The 15,374-nt window shown below is 49.6% G+C and carries 16 protein-coding genes; 5 read left to right on the top strand and 11 right to left on the bottom strand.

The genetic code is table 11. The annotated features are described in order from the left end of the window. Positions 1 to 171: 171 nt before the first annotated feature. The 9 genes from AC4QZR_RS15330 to AC4QZR_RS15290 form a co-directional block, all read right to left on the bottom strand. Entirely contained in the window at positions 172 to 1,023 is an 852-nt protein-coding gene (locus AC4QZR_RS15330) for a 4-hydroxy-3-methylbut-2-enyl diphosphate reductase (protein WP_494481711.1), read from the bottom strand. A 6-nt stretch (positions 1,024 to 1,029) separates the two neighbouring features. Beyond that, positions 1,030 to 1,728, bottom strand: a complete 699-nt coding sequence (locus AC4QZR_RS15325; RefSeq protein WP_494481952.1) for a lycopene cyclase domain-containing protein — start codon at positions 1,726 to 1,728, stop codon at positions 1,030 to 1,032. 6 nt (positions 1,729 to 1,734) lie between these two features. Further along, positions 1,735 to 2,271, bottom strand: a complete 537-nt coding sequence (locus AC4QZR_RS15320; protein WP_494481710.1) for a hypothetical protein — start codon at positions 2,269 to 2,271, stop codon at positions 1,735 to 1,737. A 4-nt stretch (positions 2,272 to 2,275) separates the two neighbouring features. Continuing rightward, positions 2,276 to 3,109, bottom strand: a complete 834-nt coding sequence (locus tag AC4QZR_RS15315; RefSeq protein ID WP_253405115.1) for a phytoene/squalene synthase family protein — start codon at positions 3,107 to 3,109, stop codon at positions 2,276 to 2,278. 16 nt (positions 3,110 to 3,125) lie between these two features. Next, positions 3,126 to 4,634 carry a bifunctional phytoene desaturase/3,4-desaturase gene (crtID, locus tag AC4QZR_RS15310; RefSeq protein WP_494481709.1) on the bottom strand — a complete coding sequence of 503 codons (1,509 nt, stop codon included), beginning with the start codon at positions 4,632 to 4,634 and terminating at the stop codon, positions 3,126 to 3,128. A gap of 36 nt (positions 4,635 to 4,670) precedes the next feature. After that, positions 4,671 to 5,180, bottom strand: coding sequence for an RNA polymerase sigma factor (locus AC4QZR_RS15305; protein ID WP_494481708.1), 510 nt, complete (start codon positions 5,178 to 5,180; stop codon positions 4,671 to 4,673). Between the two features lie 210 nt (positions 5,181 to 5,390). Next, a complete protein-coding gene (locus tag AC4QZR_RS15300) occupies positions 5,391 to 6,278 on the bottom strand; it encodes a MerR family transcriptional regulator (protein ID WP_494481707.1) in 888 nt (295 codons plus the stop codon). Beyond that, complete coding sequence (locus AC4QZR_RS15295) at positions 6,251 to 6,760, bottom strand: sterol desaturase family protein (RefSeq protein ID WP_494481706.1); 510 nt, start codon at positions 6,758 to 6,760, stop codon at positions 6,251 to 6,253. Before AC4QZR_RS15295 ends, AC4QZR_RS15300 begins: the two co-directional genes overlap by 28 nt. 44 nt (positions 6,761 to 6,804) lie before the next feature. Continuing rightward, positions 6,805 to 7,578 carry an enoyl-CoA hydratase/isomerase family protein gene (locus AC4QZR_RS15290; protein WP_494481951.1) on the bottom strand — a complete coding sequence of 258 codons (774 nt, stop codon included), beginning with the start codon at positions 7,576 to 7,578 and terminating at the stop codon, positions 6,805 to 6,807. A 353-nt stretch (positions 7,579 to 7,931) separates the two neighbouring features. On the opposite strand from AC4QZR_RS15290, the gene AC4QZR_RS15285 reads away from it, so the two are divergent. The 5 genes from AC4QZR_RS15285 (at position 7,932) to paaD (ending at position 11,662) form a co-directional block, all read left to right on the top strand. Then, complete coding sequence (locus AC4QZR_RS15285) at positions 7,932 to 8,504, top strand: TetR/AcrR family transcriptional regulator (RefSeq protein WP_494481705.1); 573 nt, start codon at positions 7,932 to 7,934, stop codon at positions 8,502 to 8,504. Positions 8,505 to 8,585: 81 nt separating this feature from the next. Beyond that, positions 8,586 to 9,572 (top strand): 1,2-phenylacetyl-CoA epoxidase subunit PaaA, encoded by a 987-nt coding sequence (paaA, locus tag AC4QZR_RS15280; RefSeq protein ID WP_494481704.1) that lies wholly within the window; start codon positions 8,586 to 8,588, stop codon positions 9,570 to 9,572. Positions 9,573 to 9,681: 109 nt separating this feature from the next. Next, positions 9,682 to 10,317: a phenylacetic acid degradation b gene (locus tag AC4QZR_RS15275; RefSeq protein ID WP_494481703.1), complete on the top strand. Its 636-nt coding sequence runs from the start codon at positions 9,682 to 9,684 to the stop codon at positions 10,315 to 10,317. Further along, positions 10,317 to 11,072, top strand: a complete 756-nt coding sequence (paaC, locus tag AC4QZR_RS15270) for a 1,2-phenylacetyl-CoA epoxidase subunit PaaC (protein WP_494481702.1) — start codon at positions 10,317 to 10,319, stop codon at positions 11,070 to 11,072. Before AC4QZR_RS15275 ends, paaC begins: the two co-directional genes overlap by 1 nt. Before the next feature lie 104 nt (positions 11,073 to 11,176). Then, positions 11,177 to 11,662 (top strand): 1,2-phenylacetyl-CoA epoxidase subunit PaaD, encoded by a 486-nt coding sequence (gene paaD / locus AC4QZR_RS15265; RefSeq protein WP_494481701.1) that lies wholly within the window; start codon positions 11,177 to 11,179, stop codon positions 11,660 to 11,662. Between the two features lie 578 nt (positions 11,663 to 12,240). On the opposite strand, the gene AC4QZR_RS15260 is transcribed toward paaD, so the two are convergent. Beyond that, complete coding sequence (locus AC4QZR_RS15260) at positions 12,241 to 13,365, bottom strand: META domain-containing protein (protein WP_494481700.1); 1,125 nt, start codon at positions 13,363 to 13,365, stop codon at positions 12,241 to 12,243. Between the two features lie 189 nt (positions 13,366 to 13,554). Next, positions 13,555 to 15,267, bottom strand: a complete 1,713-nt coding sequence (locus AC4QZR_RS15255) for a M3 family oligoendopeptidase (RefSeq protein ID WP_494481699.1) — start codon at positions 15,265 to 15,267, stop codon at positions 13,555 to 13,557. Positions 15,268 to 15,374 lie beyond the last annotated feature (107 nt).

Genomic DNA, 15,374 nt, shown 5'->3' with positions numbered 1-15,374 from the left:
TTTGACAAAAGCTAATTTGACAAAGGACGGGATTAATTACCAATGTTACGTGATGGTTTAATCAGCCGCCTATCTCGTGCTATACCTGCATTTGCCAAGATGGATTCGCCTGTACTACTGAAACTTTAAGCTTTAGCTATTCCTTGTTTGTGGCAGCTAAGCTATACCTGACTAAAAGGTTCCCCGCAGCAATAAATCGCGCACTTCCTCCATCAGCCACATCGGTGTAGAAGTGGCGCCGCATATACCTACCGTGTCGTTATCAGCAAACCACTCAGGTTGAATTTCCTCTACTTTCGATACAAAGTAGGTAGCCGGGTTGGTGTCTTTGCATACCTGGTAAAGCACTTTGCCATTACTCGACTTGGTGCCCGACACGAAGATAATCTTATCGAACTGGGCAGCAAACTTGCGCAGGTCTTTGTCGCGGTTGGATACCTGCCGGCAGATGGTGTCGTTGGCATCTACTTCGTAGCCTTTTTGCTCGAGCGTGTCTTTGATATTGTAGAAGTTGTTAGTGCTTTTGGTGGTCTGGCTGTAGAGCGTAATTTTTGACGGGAGCTCGTGCTGCATCAGCTCGTCCAGATTTTCGAACACCACCGCCTTGTTGCTCGTCTGCCCCAAAAGGCCCATTACTTCGGCATGCCCGTGCTTGCCATAGATAAAGATGCGCTCGTCTTTGTCGTAGGATGTCTTGATGCGATTCTGCAGCTTAAGTACCACCGGACAGGAAGCGTCAATTAAAGTCAGGTTATTCTGCAAAGCCATGTGATAGGTGGCAGGTGGTTCGCCGTGGGCGCGAATCAGTACGGCTTCATCGCGCAGCTCCCGCAGTTGGTCATGGTCGATGATGCGCAGGCCACGCTTCTGCAGCCGCTCCACCTCCACGTCGTTATGCACGATATCGCCCAGGCAATAGAGATACCCCTGCTCGTCGAGTAGGTCTTCGGCCATTTGAATGGCATAGACCACGCCGAAGCAAAAGCCTGAGTTAGAATCGATGGTGACTTGAAGGTTCCGCATATTCCTTTATACAGCCAAAGGTTGATATTGTTTAACAGCAAAACGCTGTTTTAAGCCTTCGTAAATCGAAATCGTGAGCAAAAGCATCAGCATAGAGTACATAGAGTCCTCCACAGGTATAGACACAATGCGCAGATTTAGGTTGTGGCTATTGTTATACCAGACAATGGGCAGGTAAGTAAGCACACCGTTCACCAGCAAAAACGGCACCAGGTGCACGAGGTAAGCCAGATAGAAACGCCCCAGCTTTTGGGTATTGAAATAGTAGTAGTGAGCGCCCAGCATGGCCGCCAGCAAAGTAAAGGTGATGGAGGTATAGAGTTTCTCGAGATTGAAAACCGCCAGGAGCAAGAGCACAGGTATAAGCACAAAGGTGATGCCCTTGGCATAAGGCTGCAGCAAGTCTTTGGTGATGTAGGCGTTCAGGCACTCGTAAATAAAGACGCAGGCGTAAGGCACTGTGATAAAGAAAAGCACTTCTTCGAGCGGCAGGTTGAAGAGATAGATACCTACCAGATACTCCGGATTAAAGCCCCATATACCTGCCTGCGTGAAAAGTTCGTCCCAAATCATGAACAGCGCCGCGTTGATCAGGATGGCCGGCCACAGATAAGGCCAGTTCTTGTAAAAAGCCACTTTCCTGTCGAAAGAGAGCAGCAGCGGGAACAGGATGGTGAAAATGTTCAGGTATAGGTATAGCGGCATCAAGGTTTAAATCGGTATGCGTTTGAGTCTTTGTTTTTCTTCTTCGGTGCAATGGTCTTTTGTCAGCATAAAAGCACGGATGTCGCGGGCCATGTCGTTAGACAATCCGGATTTCGGGTGACGTTCCAGACCGGCGATAATTTTGGCTTTGTCGGCTTCGAGGTTCTTGCTCAGGTTGAGGTAGCGCGGCACATAATGCTCTACCGTGAAGCGCAAAAACCGTATTTCGGGACTAGAAGCATCCAGCTGCACTGCCTCTTCAAATATTTCAGAAGACTGCTGCAAATGCTTCATCTTCATGTAAGGGTTCCAGACGTGCTTGGCCATTATTGCCTCAGACACTGCCTTGTAGGCCAGCACCACAGGATTGTTGTCCTCGTACTCACTCATCAGCTTATAAAAATCGCGGCCGGCCTTGCTGTCTTTGCTGGCCTCCACAAACTGCACGCGCAGTACGGACAATTTGTAATCTTTGGATTTATCAGCCAGCGCTGTAAAACTTAAAAACAGGAAAACGAAAAGTATTGGTAAGCTATTCTTCACGTGGTTAAATGGCGTTTAGTTGGTACCTGACATAGGAGCCCAAAAGTAAGGCAAACTTTGTGTTATCAGGTACTCTTACGCGCTCATTTAAGATATGGGTTGCCGGCAGCCCTTTGATTTTCCGGAAAAGCTTCTGGTAATAGACGTAGGCCAGGTATACGCCCATGCGTGCCGAACGCGGCAAAGCGAGTATGCCGGCGTACGCATCCTCAAAATCCTTGGCGATGTCGGCCTCTATCTGCGCTTTGCACACATTGTTAAAGGTATGGATATCCACCGCCGGAAAGTACACCCTGCCACGGTCCTTAAAGTCGCTTTGCATGTCGCGCAGGAAGTTGACTTTCTGGAAGGCCGCCCCCAGGCTGCAGGCCGGTTTCTTCAGCCGCTCAAACTGTTCGTCATCGCCTTCGCAGAATACTTTCAGGCACATCAGGCCCACTACTTCCGCCGAGCCGTAGATGTACTCTTTGTAAAGGGCCGGATCATACACGTGATCATCCAGATCCATGGCCATGCTCTTCAGAAACGCCTCAATGTAGGCACGGTCAATTTTATACTCATTGACCACGCACTGGAAAGCATGCAGCACCGGGTTCAGGCTTATACCTTGCTCAATGGCCTCAAAAGTCTGTTGGCTGAACTGGTCGAGCAATTTCCTTTTATCGAAGTCATGAAAAGTGTCCACAATCTCATCGGCGCAGCGCACAAAACCATAAATCGCATAAATCGGGTCATGAAATTTGCTGTGCAGCGTCTTGATACCGAGCGTAAACGACGTACTGTACGCCTCCGTAATCAGCTTGCTGCACTTCAGGCAGGTGTCTTTAAATAAATCCATAGTTCTGTTGAGAGCGTTACTTGCTTACTTCTTTTTGCTGGCCTGTAGCCAGCGCATACTCCTTCGCGACTTCCTTAGCCACCACTTGTCCTGAGATGAGCGACGGCGGTACACCAGGACCAGGCACCGTTAGCTGACCGGTATAGTACAGGTTCTTCACTTTTTTGCTTTTGAGGCTCGGCTTGAGCAGGGCGGTTTGCATGAGCGTGTTCGCCAGGCCATAGGCATTGCCTTTAAAAGCGTTGTAATCGGATATGAAATCGCGGTGGGCGTAACTGCGCTTGTATACCACGGCACTGCGTACTTCCTGTTTGGTCAGGCGCTCGAGGCGGTCCATGATCAGGTCGTAATAGCGCTCCCGCAATTCTTCGGTATCTTCTAAGTCGGGCGCTACTGGCATCAGCACAAACAGGTTCTCACAACCTTCCGGCGCAACGCTGGCATCGGTTACTGAAGGCGCTGAAACATAGAATAACGGTTTGGCAGGCCATTTCGGGTCAGTATAAATCTCGTGCGCATGCGGTCCAAAATCCTCGTCGAAAAACAAGTTGTGGTGGCGCAGGTTGTCAAGCTTCTTGCCTATACCTAAGTAGAAAATCAGGCAGGAAGGCGCCATGACACGCTTATCCCAATAGTCGTTTGTATAACTCCGTAAATCCGGCGCTAACAGATGGAGCTCTACATGATGGTAATCGGCGCTGGCCACCACCACATCGGCCTCGAATATACCTGTGGCAGTTCGCACGCGGCGGGCTATACCTTGCTCCACCTCAATCTTCTTCACATCCTGGTTGTACAGAAATGAGACTCCCTTCTCCTCAGCCAGCTGCACCATCCCTTCGATAATCTTATACATGCCCCCCATCGGGTACCACGTTCCGAGGCTGATGTCAGCATAATTCATCAGACTATAAAGTGCCGGGGTATTTTGCGGCAGCGCTCCAAGGAACAGTACCGGAAATTCCATCAGCTTGATAATCTTATCATGCGAAAAGAAGCGGCGGATGTGCGCATGTATGGACTGGAACACATCCATGCGGAGCACATCCAACAACAAGCGCAAACTCATGAACTCACTCACCGAGCGACCGGGTTTGTAAACGAGCTGGTTTATACCTACCTCGTATTTATAAGAAGCCTGTTCCAGAAACTTGTCGAGACGGGCGGCACTACCCGGCTCCCATTGCTCAAAGAGTGCCTTCAGTTCGTCAAGCGAGGCAGGTACGTCTACAAAATCATCCTCCCCAAATACCACGGTATAAGACGGATCGAGCCGCACGAGGTCATAGTAATCAGAAACGGTTTTGCCGAACTTGTTGAAGTAAGACTCAAACACGTCGGGCATCCAGTACCAGCTTGGCCCCATGTCAAAGGTATAGCCTACCTCTGCAAAGCTTCGGGCACGCCCGCCGGGAGTGGCGTTCTTCTCGAGCAACGTCACTTCGTAGCCCTGGTCAGCCAGGCTAGTGGCAGCCGAAAGACCAGAGAAGCCGGCACCAATCACGATTACTTTTTTTGACATCATCTAGAAATTTACTAAAAAACCCGGCATTAGTTGTAATTAGTCGCCATAAACCTGCAGCAACTTCTTCAGCTCCTTGCGGGCAATGTGAATGCGATTCTTCACCGTTCCGATCGGAATGTTCAATTTTTCAGCTATTTCTAAGTATTTATACCCAATGTAATACATCATGAAAGGCGTGCGATGCTCTTCATTTAATTTGGCAATTGCCGCTTTTATATCACTCATCACAAATGCCGCCGTGCCTTTGTTAACTGTCACAAAACTGTCGTCTGTGTTCAGGTACTGCAGATACTCCGTGCTGTCGATGTTGCTGCTGCGCTTGGTTATCTTGTTGTAGTTGTTGATAAACGTGTTCCGCATGATGGTGTACAGCCATGCTTTCAGGTTAGTGCCACTGTTGAACTTGTCTCGGTTAGAAAGCGCTTTAAGCAACGTTTCCTGCACCAGATCTTTGGCATCGTCGGCGTTGCGGGTCAGGTTCATGGCTACCGGCTTCAACGAACCAGCTGCCATCTGAATGTGATTGGAAAATTCTATTGCCGTCATATTGTTTAATCTTTATAATAAATTGCTAAACAATTATACGAGGTATTAAAACTTAAGTCAAGTTTTGTTTAACATTTTTTTTAGTTATTTAAACAAATTGAACTATATATAAAATTTGGTTTTAGAACTTTAGGCAACAAAGAAGGTCAAACCCAATTGGATTTGACCTTCTTTGTTGAACTATCCCTGTCTCGGGGACCTGTTAAACTTTTAAATATTTTTTTTCAACACTGCTTCAAAATCGCTGATGCAACTCAGGCGGTGCGTATTTTTTGGGTACTTGAGAAAACTATGCTGCGCCTGGTAGCCATAGAAATAAATACGCGCATCCGGAAAAGTTACTGCCACCCGCTCAATGTATTCCTGCACGAGCTCCCGCTCTGGCACTATTGTCAGAACTGTGCAGATGATTGCGGGCTTCAATTGCTCGTAGGTTTGCTTCAGATCTTCGAAAGGCAGGTTCTGGCCCAGGTAGATTACCTGATGATGGTGTGCCCGGATCAGGTAGTTCATAAAAAGCAAAGCGATCTCGTGCAGCTCACCTTCCGGCAGGTATAGCAGATAGGTAGGTGTATCTTCTGTGCGTTTCACCACTTGCCCGTCTATGGCCACGATCAGTTTCTGCCGCACCAGGTTGCTCACAAAGTGCTCGTGCGCAGGACTTATGTTATTGGTCTGCCACAAAATACCGATCTTATGCAGGAAAGGGTATAGCACCTGTAGCATGGCATCCTGAAAACCCAGTTGCAAGGTTACAGTAGAGAATGATTTGTCGAACCGCTCCTCGTCCATATCGATCATAGCCGTAACCATGTTGTTGATGTGGTGCGAAAGCGTTGTGCTCTCCTGTTCGGCCAGTTGCTGCACCGTCAGCTTTAGCTGCTCGGGGCTCATCCTGGCAATTTTAGATATCTTATACCCTTGCTCGTTCAGGAGTGAGATATTCAGAAGTGTTTTTAAGTCAGCGTCGCTGTAATATCGGATGTTGGTGTCGGTGCGCTGGGGACAAAGCACATTGTAGCGCTGTTCCCAGATGCGGATGGTGTGAGCTTTGATACCTGACAGGTGTTCTAGCTCTTTGATGGTGTACTGCGCCACGTCTGTTCCCCTTGTTGTCGTTTTTGTAGAATTGAGTATGCGGACCTGAAATACTTGGGTGCCACCCACAGCATACCATAAGATTCTGAGCCGTCGCGGGCCGTGTGCTTATGATGCACTTTATGCGCCATGTTTAAGGCTTTGAGGTAAACATTAGACGTATTACCAAAAAGCCTGATGCGCCTGTGGATGAAAACATCGTGTATCAGGAAATAAGCCACGCCATATAGTGTAATGCCTGCGCCAATCCAGAACCTATAATCGATGGGCGCGCTGCCGAAAATAAAGAACAGCATAGCGAGGGTCCCATAATAGGCAAAAAACAGGTCATTCCACTCAAAAGCGTGCTTATGATGCGTGTGATGAGACTTGTGCAAAAACCACAGAAAACCGTGCAGCACATACTTGTGCATGGCCCAGGCCACGCCTTCCATCGCTACAAAAGTGATCAACATGATTCCAAGACCCATCAGCATACTCATCAAACAACAAGTTTAACAAATGGTTTTGAAAACTTAACAGAAATCTACCAGCTCAGAGACTGTTTATTTAAAAAGGCATCGATACCGCGCTGACAATCTTCGCTGCCACGGGCCACGGCGTTCATCTCGGCGGCATACTGCAAGCCCTCTTCCAAAGACATTTCCTGCACACGGGCTATCATCTCTTTGGTCACCTCCATGCTTTGGCGTGAATTCTCTTTGCAGAGCTTCTGGGCGAAGCCAAATACTTTCTCTTCCAGTTCTTCGGCAGTCACCACGTAATTTACCAGGCCATATTCCTGTGCCTCCGCAGCCGAGATCAGGTCGCCGGTAAGCAGCAGCTGCTTGGCGCGGGCCTCTCCTATTTTGCGCAGCAGAAACACTTTAACAATGGCAGGTATAAAGCCGATCTTCACTTCGGTGTAGCCGAACTTAGCCTCAGGAATCGTAAAGGTAAAGTCGCAGATGGAAGCAAGTCCGCAGCCGCCCGCTATGGCATGCCCGTGTACCTGTGCTATTACTACTTTCTTTAAGGTATAGATCTGACGGAAGAGCTCCATCAGGTGCGTGGAGTCGGCGAGGTTGTCGTGGTAATCGTATTGCTGCAGCCGCTGCAGGTACTCGAGGTCGGCACCGGCACAGAACACCTTGCCCTCGGCACGCAGCACAATTACTTTGCAGGTTTCGTCGTCTTCAGCGGCGGCAAAAGCGCGCTTCAGTTCAGTTACCATTTCAGCGTTCAGTGCGTTTCGCTTTTCAGATCTGGTCAGGGTGATATACCCAACACGCTCCTTTACTTCGTAACGCACGAAATCCATGGTTTGCGTGATAGGTGGTTGTGTTGTGTCAGTCATGGTAATGTCTTCTAAAATTAGTTTTCTTGCGCCGGCAAGCCGGTATCAGGTATACGCGAGCAAATTGCTAATGCTCGAAAAAGATAAGCAAATTAGGTGAATGTCTCAGCAAAACAGGTACAAATTCTTAAGCAATAGTCGGGTTTTCCTGCACACAACCTGCGGTCATTAATCAAACTTCTGTTAGATTCAAGTAAAGGGGAAAAGGTATAGGAGCCGGACATTAGCTCAACCCAAGAGCTTAAACTCCGTAAAAATTACTTGCTAACGAACGTTAGGTTGTTTACATTTGTTGTTAGCTATATAAGGAGTATACAGTGAGCAGGAAAGAACAGATAGAGCAGACGGCTACGGCCTTATTCAAGAGCAGAGGTTTTTCGGCCACATCCATGCGTGACCTGGCCAATGCCCTGGGTATAGAGGCGGCCAGCATTTACTCGCATATCCGTTCCAAAGAGGAGATACTGCAGCGGGTATGCTTCCGGATGGCAGAAGAGTTTTTCGGAGAGATTGAAGCGGTGAAAGACGAGGATGCCAGCGCTACTGAGCAACTGAAACGCGCAATCTCGGCGCATGTACAGGTACTCACACGTAATACCGAGGCCTCTGCCGTGTTTCTGCAGGAGTGGCGCCACTTAAGTGAACCTTACCATACCGATTTTCTGGCCCTGCGCGACCGGTACGAAAATTACTTCCGCGAAATCATCCGCCAGGGTATAGCCAGCGGTGAGTTTCAGGTGCCGGACGAGAAGTTTGCCGTGCTGACGATACTCTCAGGCCTGAACTGGATTCACACCTGGTACAAGCCGGAAGGAAAAATGAAACCTGCGGAAATATCCGGAAACCTGTCGGCCATGCTGCTGAATGGTTTAAAGACGAACCTTAACTAGTTTACCTATACCTAACCTTAGCCGGACTGACCACCTTAACAGTCCGGCACCTTTTTACTAAACCTTAAAACTGAAAATATTATGTACGGAGGAGGAAACGTTTTTGAAGCTACCAAATTCGACAACCTGCAGACTGAAGATCCTGCAAAGCTGGCCGAGTTTGAAGCGCGTATCGCCCGTGGCGAGAAAATTGAGCCGAACGACTGGATGCCTGAGCTCTACCGCAAGCAACTCATTCGTATGATTGAGCAACACGCGCACTCTGAGATTATTGGTGCGCTGCCGGAAGGAACGTGGATTACCCGCGCACCCGGCTTCCGCCGCAAAATGGCCCAAATGGCCAAGGTGCAGGACGAAGTAGGTCATGCACAGTTATTATATAGTGCTGCCGAAACACTGGGCAAAACACGCGAGCAAATGCTGACTGACCTGATCAATGGCAAGAGCAAATATTCAAACGTGTTCAACTACCCCGCCTTTACCTGGGCAGATTCCAACATCATTTCCTGGCTCATTGACGCAGGCGCGATTGTGAACCAAATGGCCAATGCCAAAGGTTCGTACGGTCCTTACTCCCGGGCGCTGGAGCGTATCTGTGCAGAGGAAGCTTTCCACCTGAAGTATGGCCACGACGCCGTGGTTCACATGGCAACCGGCTCACCCAAGCAGCGCGAAATGATCCAGGCCGCGCTTAACCGCTGGTGGCCTCCAATTATGACCTTCTTCGGTCCTTCGGACAAAATGAGTACGCACACCGAAACGCTTATGCGCTGGAAAGTGAAGATGGCCTCTAATGACGAGTGCCGTCAGCAGTTCCTCGACATGTATGTGCCAAAGATCTGGGAACTTGGCCTGACTGTGCCAGACCCGAAACTGAAGAAGAACATGGAAACTGGTCAGTGGGAATACACGGAGCCGGATTGGGATGAGTTCAAACGGGTAATCAACGGGGACGGTCCTTGCAACGCCGAGCGACTTGCCGTCCGCCGTACCGCCGAAGAGCGTGGTGCCTGGGTACGCAGAGCCCTCCTCAACCCGAAAGCAAAATACGTGAAGCCATTGGCGTAGCCAATAGCAAATTAGAAATTATGAATTAGAAATTGATTTGGAGTATGTGGCTCTCAAAAGGCTTGTCTTCATTTCTATTTTCTAATTTTTGATTCATAATTAGCGAAGCATGAGCTTAAAATCATTAGACCCGAGAGTAACCCGACTGAACCTGCCGGAAGGCGAGGCGACCGCTATTGAGCCAAAGCAGGAACTGGACCAGTTTGAAACATACGAGGCTTTTCATCAGAAAAAAGACGGAGCCGCCCATACCTATGTCGGACCGGTTCACGCGCCAAACGAAGACGTGGCTTTCCTGTTCGCAAAAGAGCAGTATAGCCGCCGCTTTGCCTGCGTAGGCCTTTGGATTGTCCGCACTGAGCACATTCAGGTGACACCCTATGTAGGCGACCAGGAAAATGTGTACGACATGATGCGTGTAGAAGAACCGACTGAGCGCAGCGAAGAAGCTGAGGCTTACGAAATCTTTCACCTCAAGAAACGCGGCAAAGCGCATGCCCATGTAGGTCGCGTAATGGCGACTTCTTATCAGGAAGCACTACAGGAAGCACGCAAACAATTCGGCGAGAAAGGCCCGATTGTGAATGTTTGGGTGATGAAATCGAAGCATGTGCTACAGTCAGCGGAAGAGGACAAGGACATGTGGACTACTATACCTGAGAAAAAGTACCGCGAAGCCATCGCCTACAAAGTGATGGACAAAATCACAAAGTATAAAGAAGAACACAAAACGACTACCTCCTAATGAACGAGCTCGCGATAAAAGACCTTTTATACAAACTGGCCGACGACCAACTGATACTGGGCCACCGCAACTCCGAGTGGACCGGCTTCGGCCCGATCCTCGAAGAAGACATTGCCTTCTCGTCGATGGCGCAGGATAAAATAGGCCATAGCCTGGCGTTCTATACCTTGCTACAGGACCTTGGCGAAGCTGACCCGGACACAGTTGCCTTTACACGTAACGCCAACCAGTTTCACAACAGCCAGTTGGTGGAGCTGCCAAACGGCGAGTATGACTTCAGTTTGATCCGTCACTTCCTGTACGACAACGCCGAGATCATCCGTTTCGAGATGCTGAGCCAGTCGAGCTATGAACCCATTGCCAAAGTTGCTACTAAGCTGAAAGGTGAAGTGAAATACCACGTGCTGCACGCCAACACCTGGATCAAGAACCTGGGTTCGTCTACAGAAGAAGCCATCCTGCGTTTGCAGTCTTCTTTGACCGAAGCTATACCTTACGCATTAGGGATGTTTGAGACATCGAAGTTCGAACAAGAGTTAATCGAGTCTGGCGTATACGCTGGCGAGGAAGCCGTGAAAGCCGAGTGGTTGAAGCGCATTCAGGCTGTTATTGAAAAGACTGATTTGAAGCTACCAGATCTGCATACGATTGACCCAAAGTTTGGCGGTCGCAACGGTGAGCACACCGAGTACTTACAGCCGCTTCTCGACGAGATGGCCGAAGTGTTTAAGATAGATCCGACTGCGGAGTGGTAGTTTTTTCGTAGCACGACACACGTATCACGTAGCACGACTTTTTACTTCGGGCAATCTTTTAGGGATTCGTGATACTTGATACATGCTACGTGATACGCAAAAAAATGGAACTGACGAAAGAAAACATATTGACCCTGTTGGAGGAGGTGAAAGACCCCGAGATACCGGTATTGTCGCTGGTGGACCTGGGCGTGATCACGGGCGTGGAGATTTCTGACGAAGGCCACGTGACGGTGAACATGACACCTACCTTTGCCGGCTGCCCCGCCATGGACTACATGAAAAAGGATGTGGAGCGCACGCTAGACAAGCATGGCATCACCGACCATACCGTCATTATGTCTTTCGACCAGCCCTGGGACAGTAACAAACTTTCGGAGAAAGGGCGTCAGCACCTGAAGGAATTTGGCTTGGCGCCGCCTCCAAAGTATGACCTGATTCTCGATCTGGACATTCTGGAACATGTGAAATGCCCCTATTGCGACAGCGAAAACACCGACCTGCGCACACCTTTCGGCCCAACATTATGCCGCTCCATGCACTACTGCAACGATTGCCGGCAGATGTTTGAGCAGTTTAAGCCGTTGTAATTATATTGAGAAAGAAACAAAAGTCGCCTGTTGGAAACGACAGGCGATTTTTTTCTGAATCTGAATTTTGAGGATTTAAGAGGGCCCCTACCCTCACGGATTTCCATTATTCTCGTGCAAGATTAACATCCCCCTGCCCCCTTCGAAGGGGGAGTTTTTTGTAGTAGCCGGATTACAGGTATATCTTCATAGCTGCAGCAGTCCATGTGTTGCTATACCGGGTCCAACCACCCCTAACCCCTCCTTATCCAAGGCGGGGAATTTGTAACTGCCAGTTGAAGGTATAAACCTAGTCTTGAGTGTCATATTTCACTGACAGGTATAGCAAGAGTAACTTGCCCCTTAAGTTATTAAACAAATCACCTCAGCCAGGTGCACCATTTCGACTACCCACTGTTTGAGCGTTCAGCGAGTTTGGGGGAGTCTTGACCTTATTGCTTACTTTGGGGGAAGGGGCCCTCGATTAGTGTCAAGGAAAAAAGTGAGTGCCCGCTGCACAGGCGAAGCTATAAAACAACTCATTATGCTATACTTGCAAAAGCCAGTAGCTACGCCAGCAAGGTATAGGTATACCCCACTTACGCTCCCCTCGCAAAAACAGCAACTGCCTTCCCTCCCAACAACAATTCTAATCTTTCTTCACTTACGCTATACCTCAACTCCGCGTCACTCAACACCAGCAAAAATTGGCTCTCCAGCTCCATATCCGGACAAGCCATTCTCGTTGCGGTGATGGGACTAAAATTGATTTTATCACCGATTGGCTCAAGCGTGCCCATTATTCTGTTGCAGCCTGCTCTTCCCGAAACCCTGCCTTCATCTAAATTTATGTTCAAGGAAGGTTGATTTTGTTCAGCATCTTTGGGCTTAATAGCTTTTCCTTCCAGCTCAACCAGATTCCAGGTGCCATTTAAGCGGGAGTCGCGAAGGTACATGCCGCAGCCTTTGTATTCCATATCGTTTTTCAACACTGTTACAGTATAAGGAAACTCACGGCCAGACATGGTGTTGATGCAGGTTTCCTTCATCAACTTGATTTCCAGATTCCCAGATACGGTCTGTACTCTGTAGATCGTCCCCTCCCCTGTCTCAGGCTTCTCAGCGACAGGTATAGGCGTCAGCACGCTGCCATCTTCTTCGTCCAGCAGCCGGAACTCAATCATTTTTTCCAGGTCAATCTCCAGCGACCAGAACGGCTCATTGCCAACAGCCGCAAAGTCGATACCGCGTTCGTACTTCTCGCGCCACAGGCTTGGGTTGTCCTCCGGTTCATCGGGGCTCCTCCGACGTAGACGATAGGCATCGGCAAGAGAGGATTCAATCTGGTTTCCGTCGCCATCCAGCATCAACAACGCTTCACCGTCCAGGGCAAACTGGTTGTTACCTGTGCCTTGTTTGTTCAGCTGCACCCTGCCATTGCCTACACCCCACGTACCCGACTGCACAAAAGGCGTCGCGCTTCGGCCTTGGTACACCATACGCTCGCGGTAACTGCTGTCCGGGTTGAGATCCAGGGTATAGTCTATGCCCGGGCAATCGGCACAGGGGATGGTGCCGACCCATGTACCCACGGCTGCCCGCGCCACCTCGGCATTCGACAGAGGCGCATCCGATTGCGAAACGGAAGTTGGCGCGGTGGAACAGGCTGTAGCGATGCACAGCAAGAGAATCCCGACGGGAAGCAAACAATTAAGAAGGTTCATTTTTCTTCGTGAACAGGTATAGGAATCTCTACGATAAAGTTCCTGGTACTGGTAGTCGGAGTCCCAAAAATCGAAACGGACAGGAAGCTATACCTGCCAGACCGCTGACGACAACCGGATATGCATACAAAAGCCCCGCCGCTACCTCTCGGGTAACGACGGGGCCTTGTGATCAGGTATAGCTATACCTTATATATTTGCCATTTCGCCTTTCACGAAGTCCACCAGACTCTTGATATACGCGGTGCTGAAATCGAACTTGATACCCGCAGCTTCATACACCTCGCCGATCGTGACGGTATAGCCCAGGCTGAGGGCACGCTTGTAGGCAGCCAATCCCTCCGAAGGATTTTCTTTATAGTTCTTCCACACGGCTATCGCTCCTAATTGCGCCATGGCATATTCTACATAATAAAACGGCACTTCGTAGATGTGTAGCTGCTTTTGCCAGATGAACGGCTTATACTTCTCGAGCCCGCTCCAGTTCACCTCCAAGTGATTGAAACGCCCGAAAATGTTGAGCCACTCCTGATGACGTTCTTCCTGTTTGTGCTCAGGGTGTTCATAGAGCCAGTGCTGAAACTTATCCACGGTAGCTACCCACGGGAATGTCTCGAGTACGCTCTCCAAATGTGTGCGCTTGGCACGGCGCAGCTCATCTTCATCGCTGAAGAAAGTGTCCCAGTAGTCCATCGAAATCAACTCCATGGACATAGAGGCCAGCTCGGCCACCTCTGATGGCGGATGTTTGAAAGCGCTTAACGTCAGATCGCGCGTCAGGAAAGAATGCACCGCATGGCCGCCTTCGTGCAGCATCGTGATCACGTCGCGCAGACTCGAAGTCGCATTCATGAAAATAAACGGAACACCAATTTCATCCAGCGGATAGTTATACCCGCCCGGGGCTTTCCCTTTTCTCGACTCCAGATCCAGGTGGCCCATCTCGCGCATGGTGGCCAGACAGTCGCCCAGGTAAGTATCGAGGTTGTAGAATACCTGTATCGTCTTCTCCAGGAGCTCTTCACCAGAGTGGAACGGCTCCAGCGGGGCTTTTCCGCTTGGGTCCACGTCGAGGTCCCACGGGCGCAGGTCGGCTATACCTAGCTTCTCTTTGCGTTCGTGGTCTATACCTGTCAGCAGTGGCACGATGGTTTCCTCAATGGACTGATGGAAATCAAAGCAATCCTGCGGGGTATAGTCGAAGCGGCCCATGGCGGCGAACATGTAGTCGCGGAAGTTGTCGAAGTCGGCGTTTTTAGCCACCTGCGTGCGGAGTTTCAGCAGTTCGTCGAATAGGTCGTCGAGTTTCTGACGGTCCTGTGTGCGGCGCTCCTGTATGGCACGCCACGCCTCCTCGCGCACTTCACGCTCATTGCGCTTCAGGCGGTCGGCGGCGCGCTGCAGGGTCATTTCCTCCCCGTCCAGCGTCACGGTCATGGCCCCTGTTATGGCGGCGTACTGTTGCTGTTTGGTGCTGATTTCGGTATTGAGCGGAATGTTCTCTTCCCGGAAAATCTCCAGCGCACGCTCCACACCGCGCAGGTAGATGCGGTAATTGTCTTTATCAAGCCCGTTCACATAAGGCGAATGCATCAACTTCAGGTTAAGCTCGTGGTCGTAAGGGGCTATTTGGGGTTCTATCTCTGAAACGAAATACTGGAAAGCCTTTGTGATGTCCTCGTCCTGGGTGTCGCAGGTCATGCGGATATAGCGCCAGCCAAGGTCTTCGGAGAGCACGCTCTCGAGTTCACTGCGGTCTTTCATCCACTTCTCCAGCTCCTCCACCGAGTTGATGGCACGGCTTTTCAGTTCTTCAAAATATGGCTGTATGGTTTCCCAATTATATATTTTAAAGTCTTCGGACAGGTAAACCCGCTTCTTTCGTTCGGGTACTTGTATCATAGCTTCTGTTTTACTCATAGATGGTTCTGTAAAGAAGAGGTAATATAGACACTTCTCCTGAAAGTGCAAAAAAAAGCTGCACTATATATGTAAAATATAGTGCAGCT

The sequence above is a fragment of the Pontibacter sp. YIM B11418 genome, from assembly GCF_059278805.1.
The sequence above is the reverse complement of the archived record's forward strand: the minus strand, read 5'-3'. Positions and strand labels throughout refer to the sequence as shown.

Bases quoted from the DNA above. Each gene is read 5' to 3' on its own strand.
- AC4QZR_RS15330 (WP_494481711.1), bottom strand. From the start codon at position 1,023: ATGCGGAACCTTCAAGTCACCATCGATTCTAACTCAGGCTTTTGCTTC.
- AC4QZR_RS15325 (WP_494481952.1), bottom strand. From the start codon at position 1,728: ATGCCGCTATACCTATACCTGAACATTTTCACCATCCTGTTCCCGCTG.
- AC4QZR_RS15315 (WP_253405115.1), bottom strand. From the start codon at position 3,109: ATGGATTTATTTAAAGACACCTGCCTGAAGTGCAGCAAGCTGATTACG.
- crtID (WP_494481709.1), bottom strand. From the start codon at position 4,634: ATGATGTCAAAAAAAGTAATCGTGATTGGTGCCGGCTTCTCTGGTCTT.
- AC4QZR_RS15305 (WP_494481708.1), bottom strand. From the start codon at position 5,180: ATGACGGCAATAGAATTTTCCAATCACATTCAGATGGCAGCTGGTTCG.
- AC4QZR_RS15295 (WP_494481706.1), bottom strand. From the start codon at position 6,760: ATGAGTATGCTGATGGGTCTTGGAATCATGTTGATCACTTTTGTAGCG.
- AC4QZR_RS15290 (WP_494481951.1), bottom strand. From the start codon at position 7,578: ATGGATTTCGTGCGTTACGAAGTAAAGGAGCGTGTTGGGTATATCACC.
- paaA (WP_494481704.1), top strand. From the start codon at position 8,586: ATGTACGGAGGAGGAAACGTTTTTGAAGCTACCAAATTCGACAACCTG.
- AC4QZR_RS15275 (WP_494481703.1), top strand. From the start codon at position 9,682: ATGAGCTTAAAATCATTAGACCCGAGAGTAACCCGACTGAACCTGCCG.
- paaC (WP_494481702.1), top strand. From the start codon at position 10,317: ATGAACGAGCTCGCGATAAAAGACCTTTTATACAAACTGGCCGACGAC.
- paaD (WP_494481701.1), top strand. From the start codon at position 11,177: ATGGAACTGACGAAAGAAAACATATTGACCCTGTTGGAGGAGGTGAAA.
- AC4QZR_RS15260 (WP_494481700.1), bottom strand. From the start codon at position 13,365: ATGAACCTTCTTAATTGTTTGCTTCCCGTCGGGATTCTCTTGCTGTGC.
- AC4QZR_RS15255 (WP_494481699.1), bottom strand. From the start codon at position 15,267: ATGATACAAGTACCCGAACGAAAGAAGCGGGTTTACCTGTCCGAAGAC.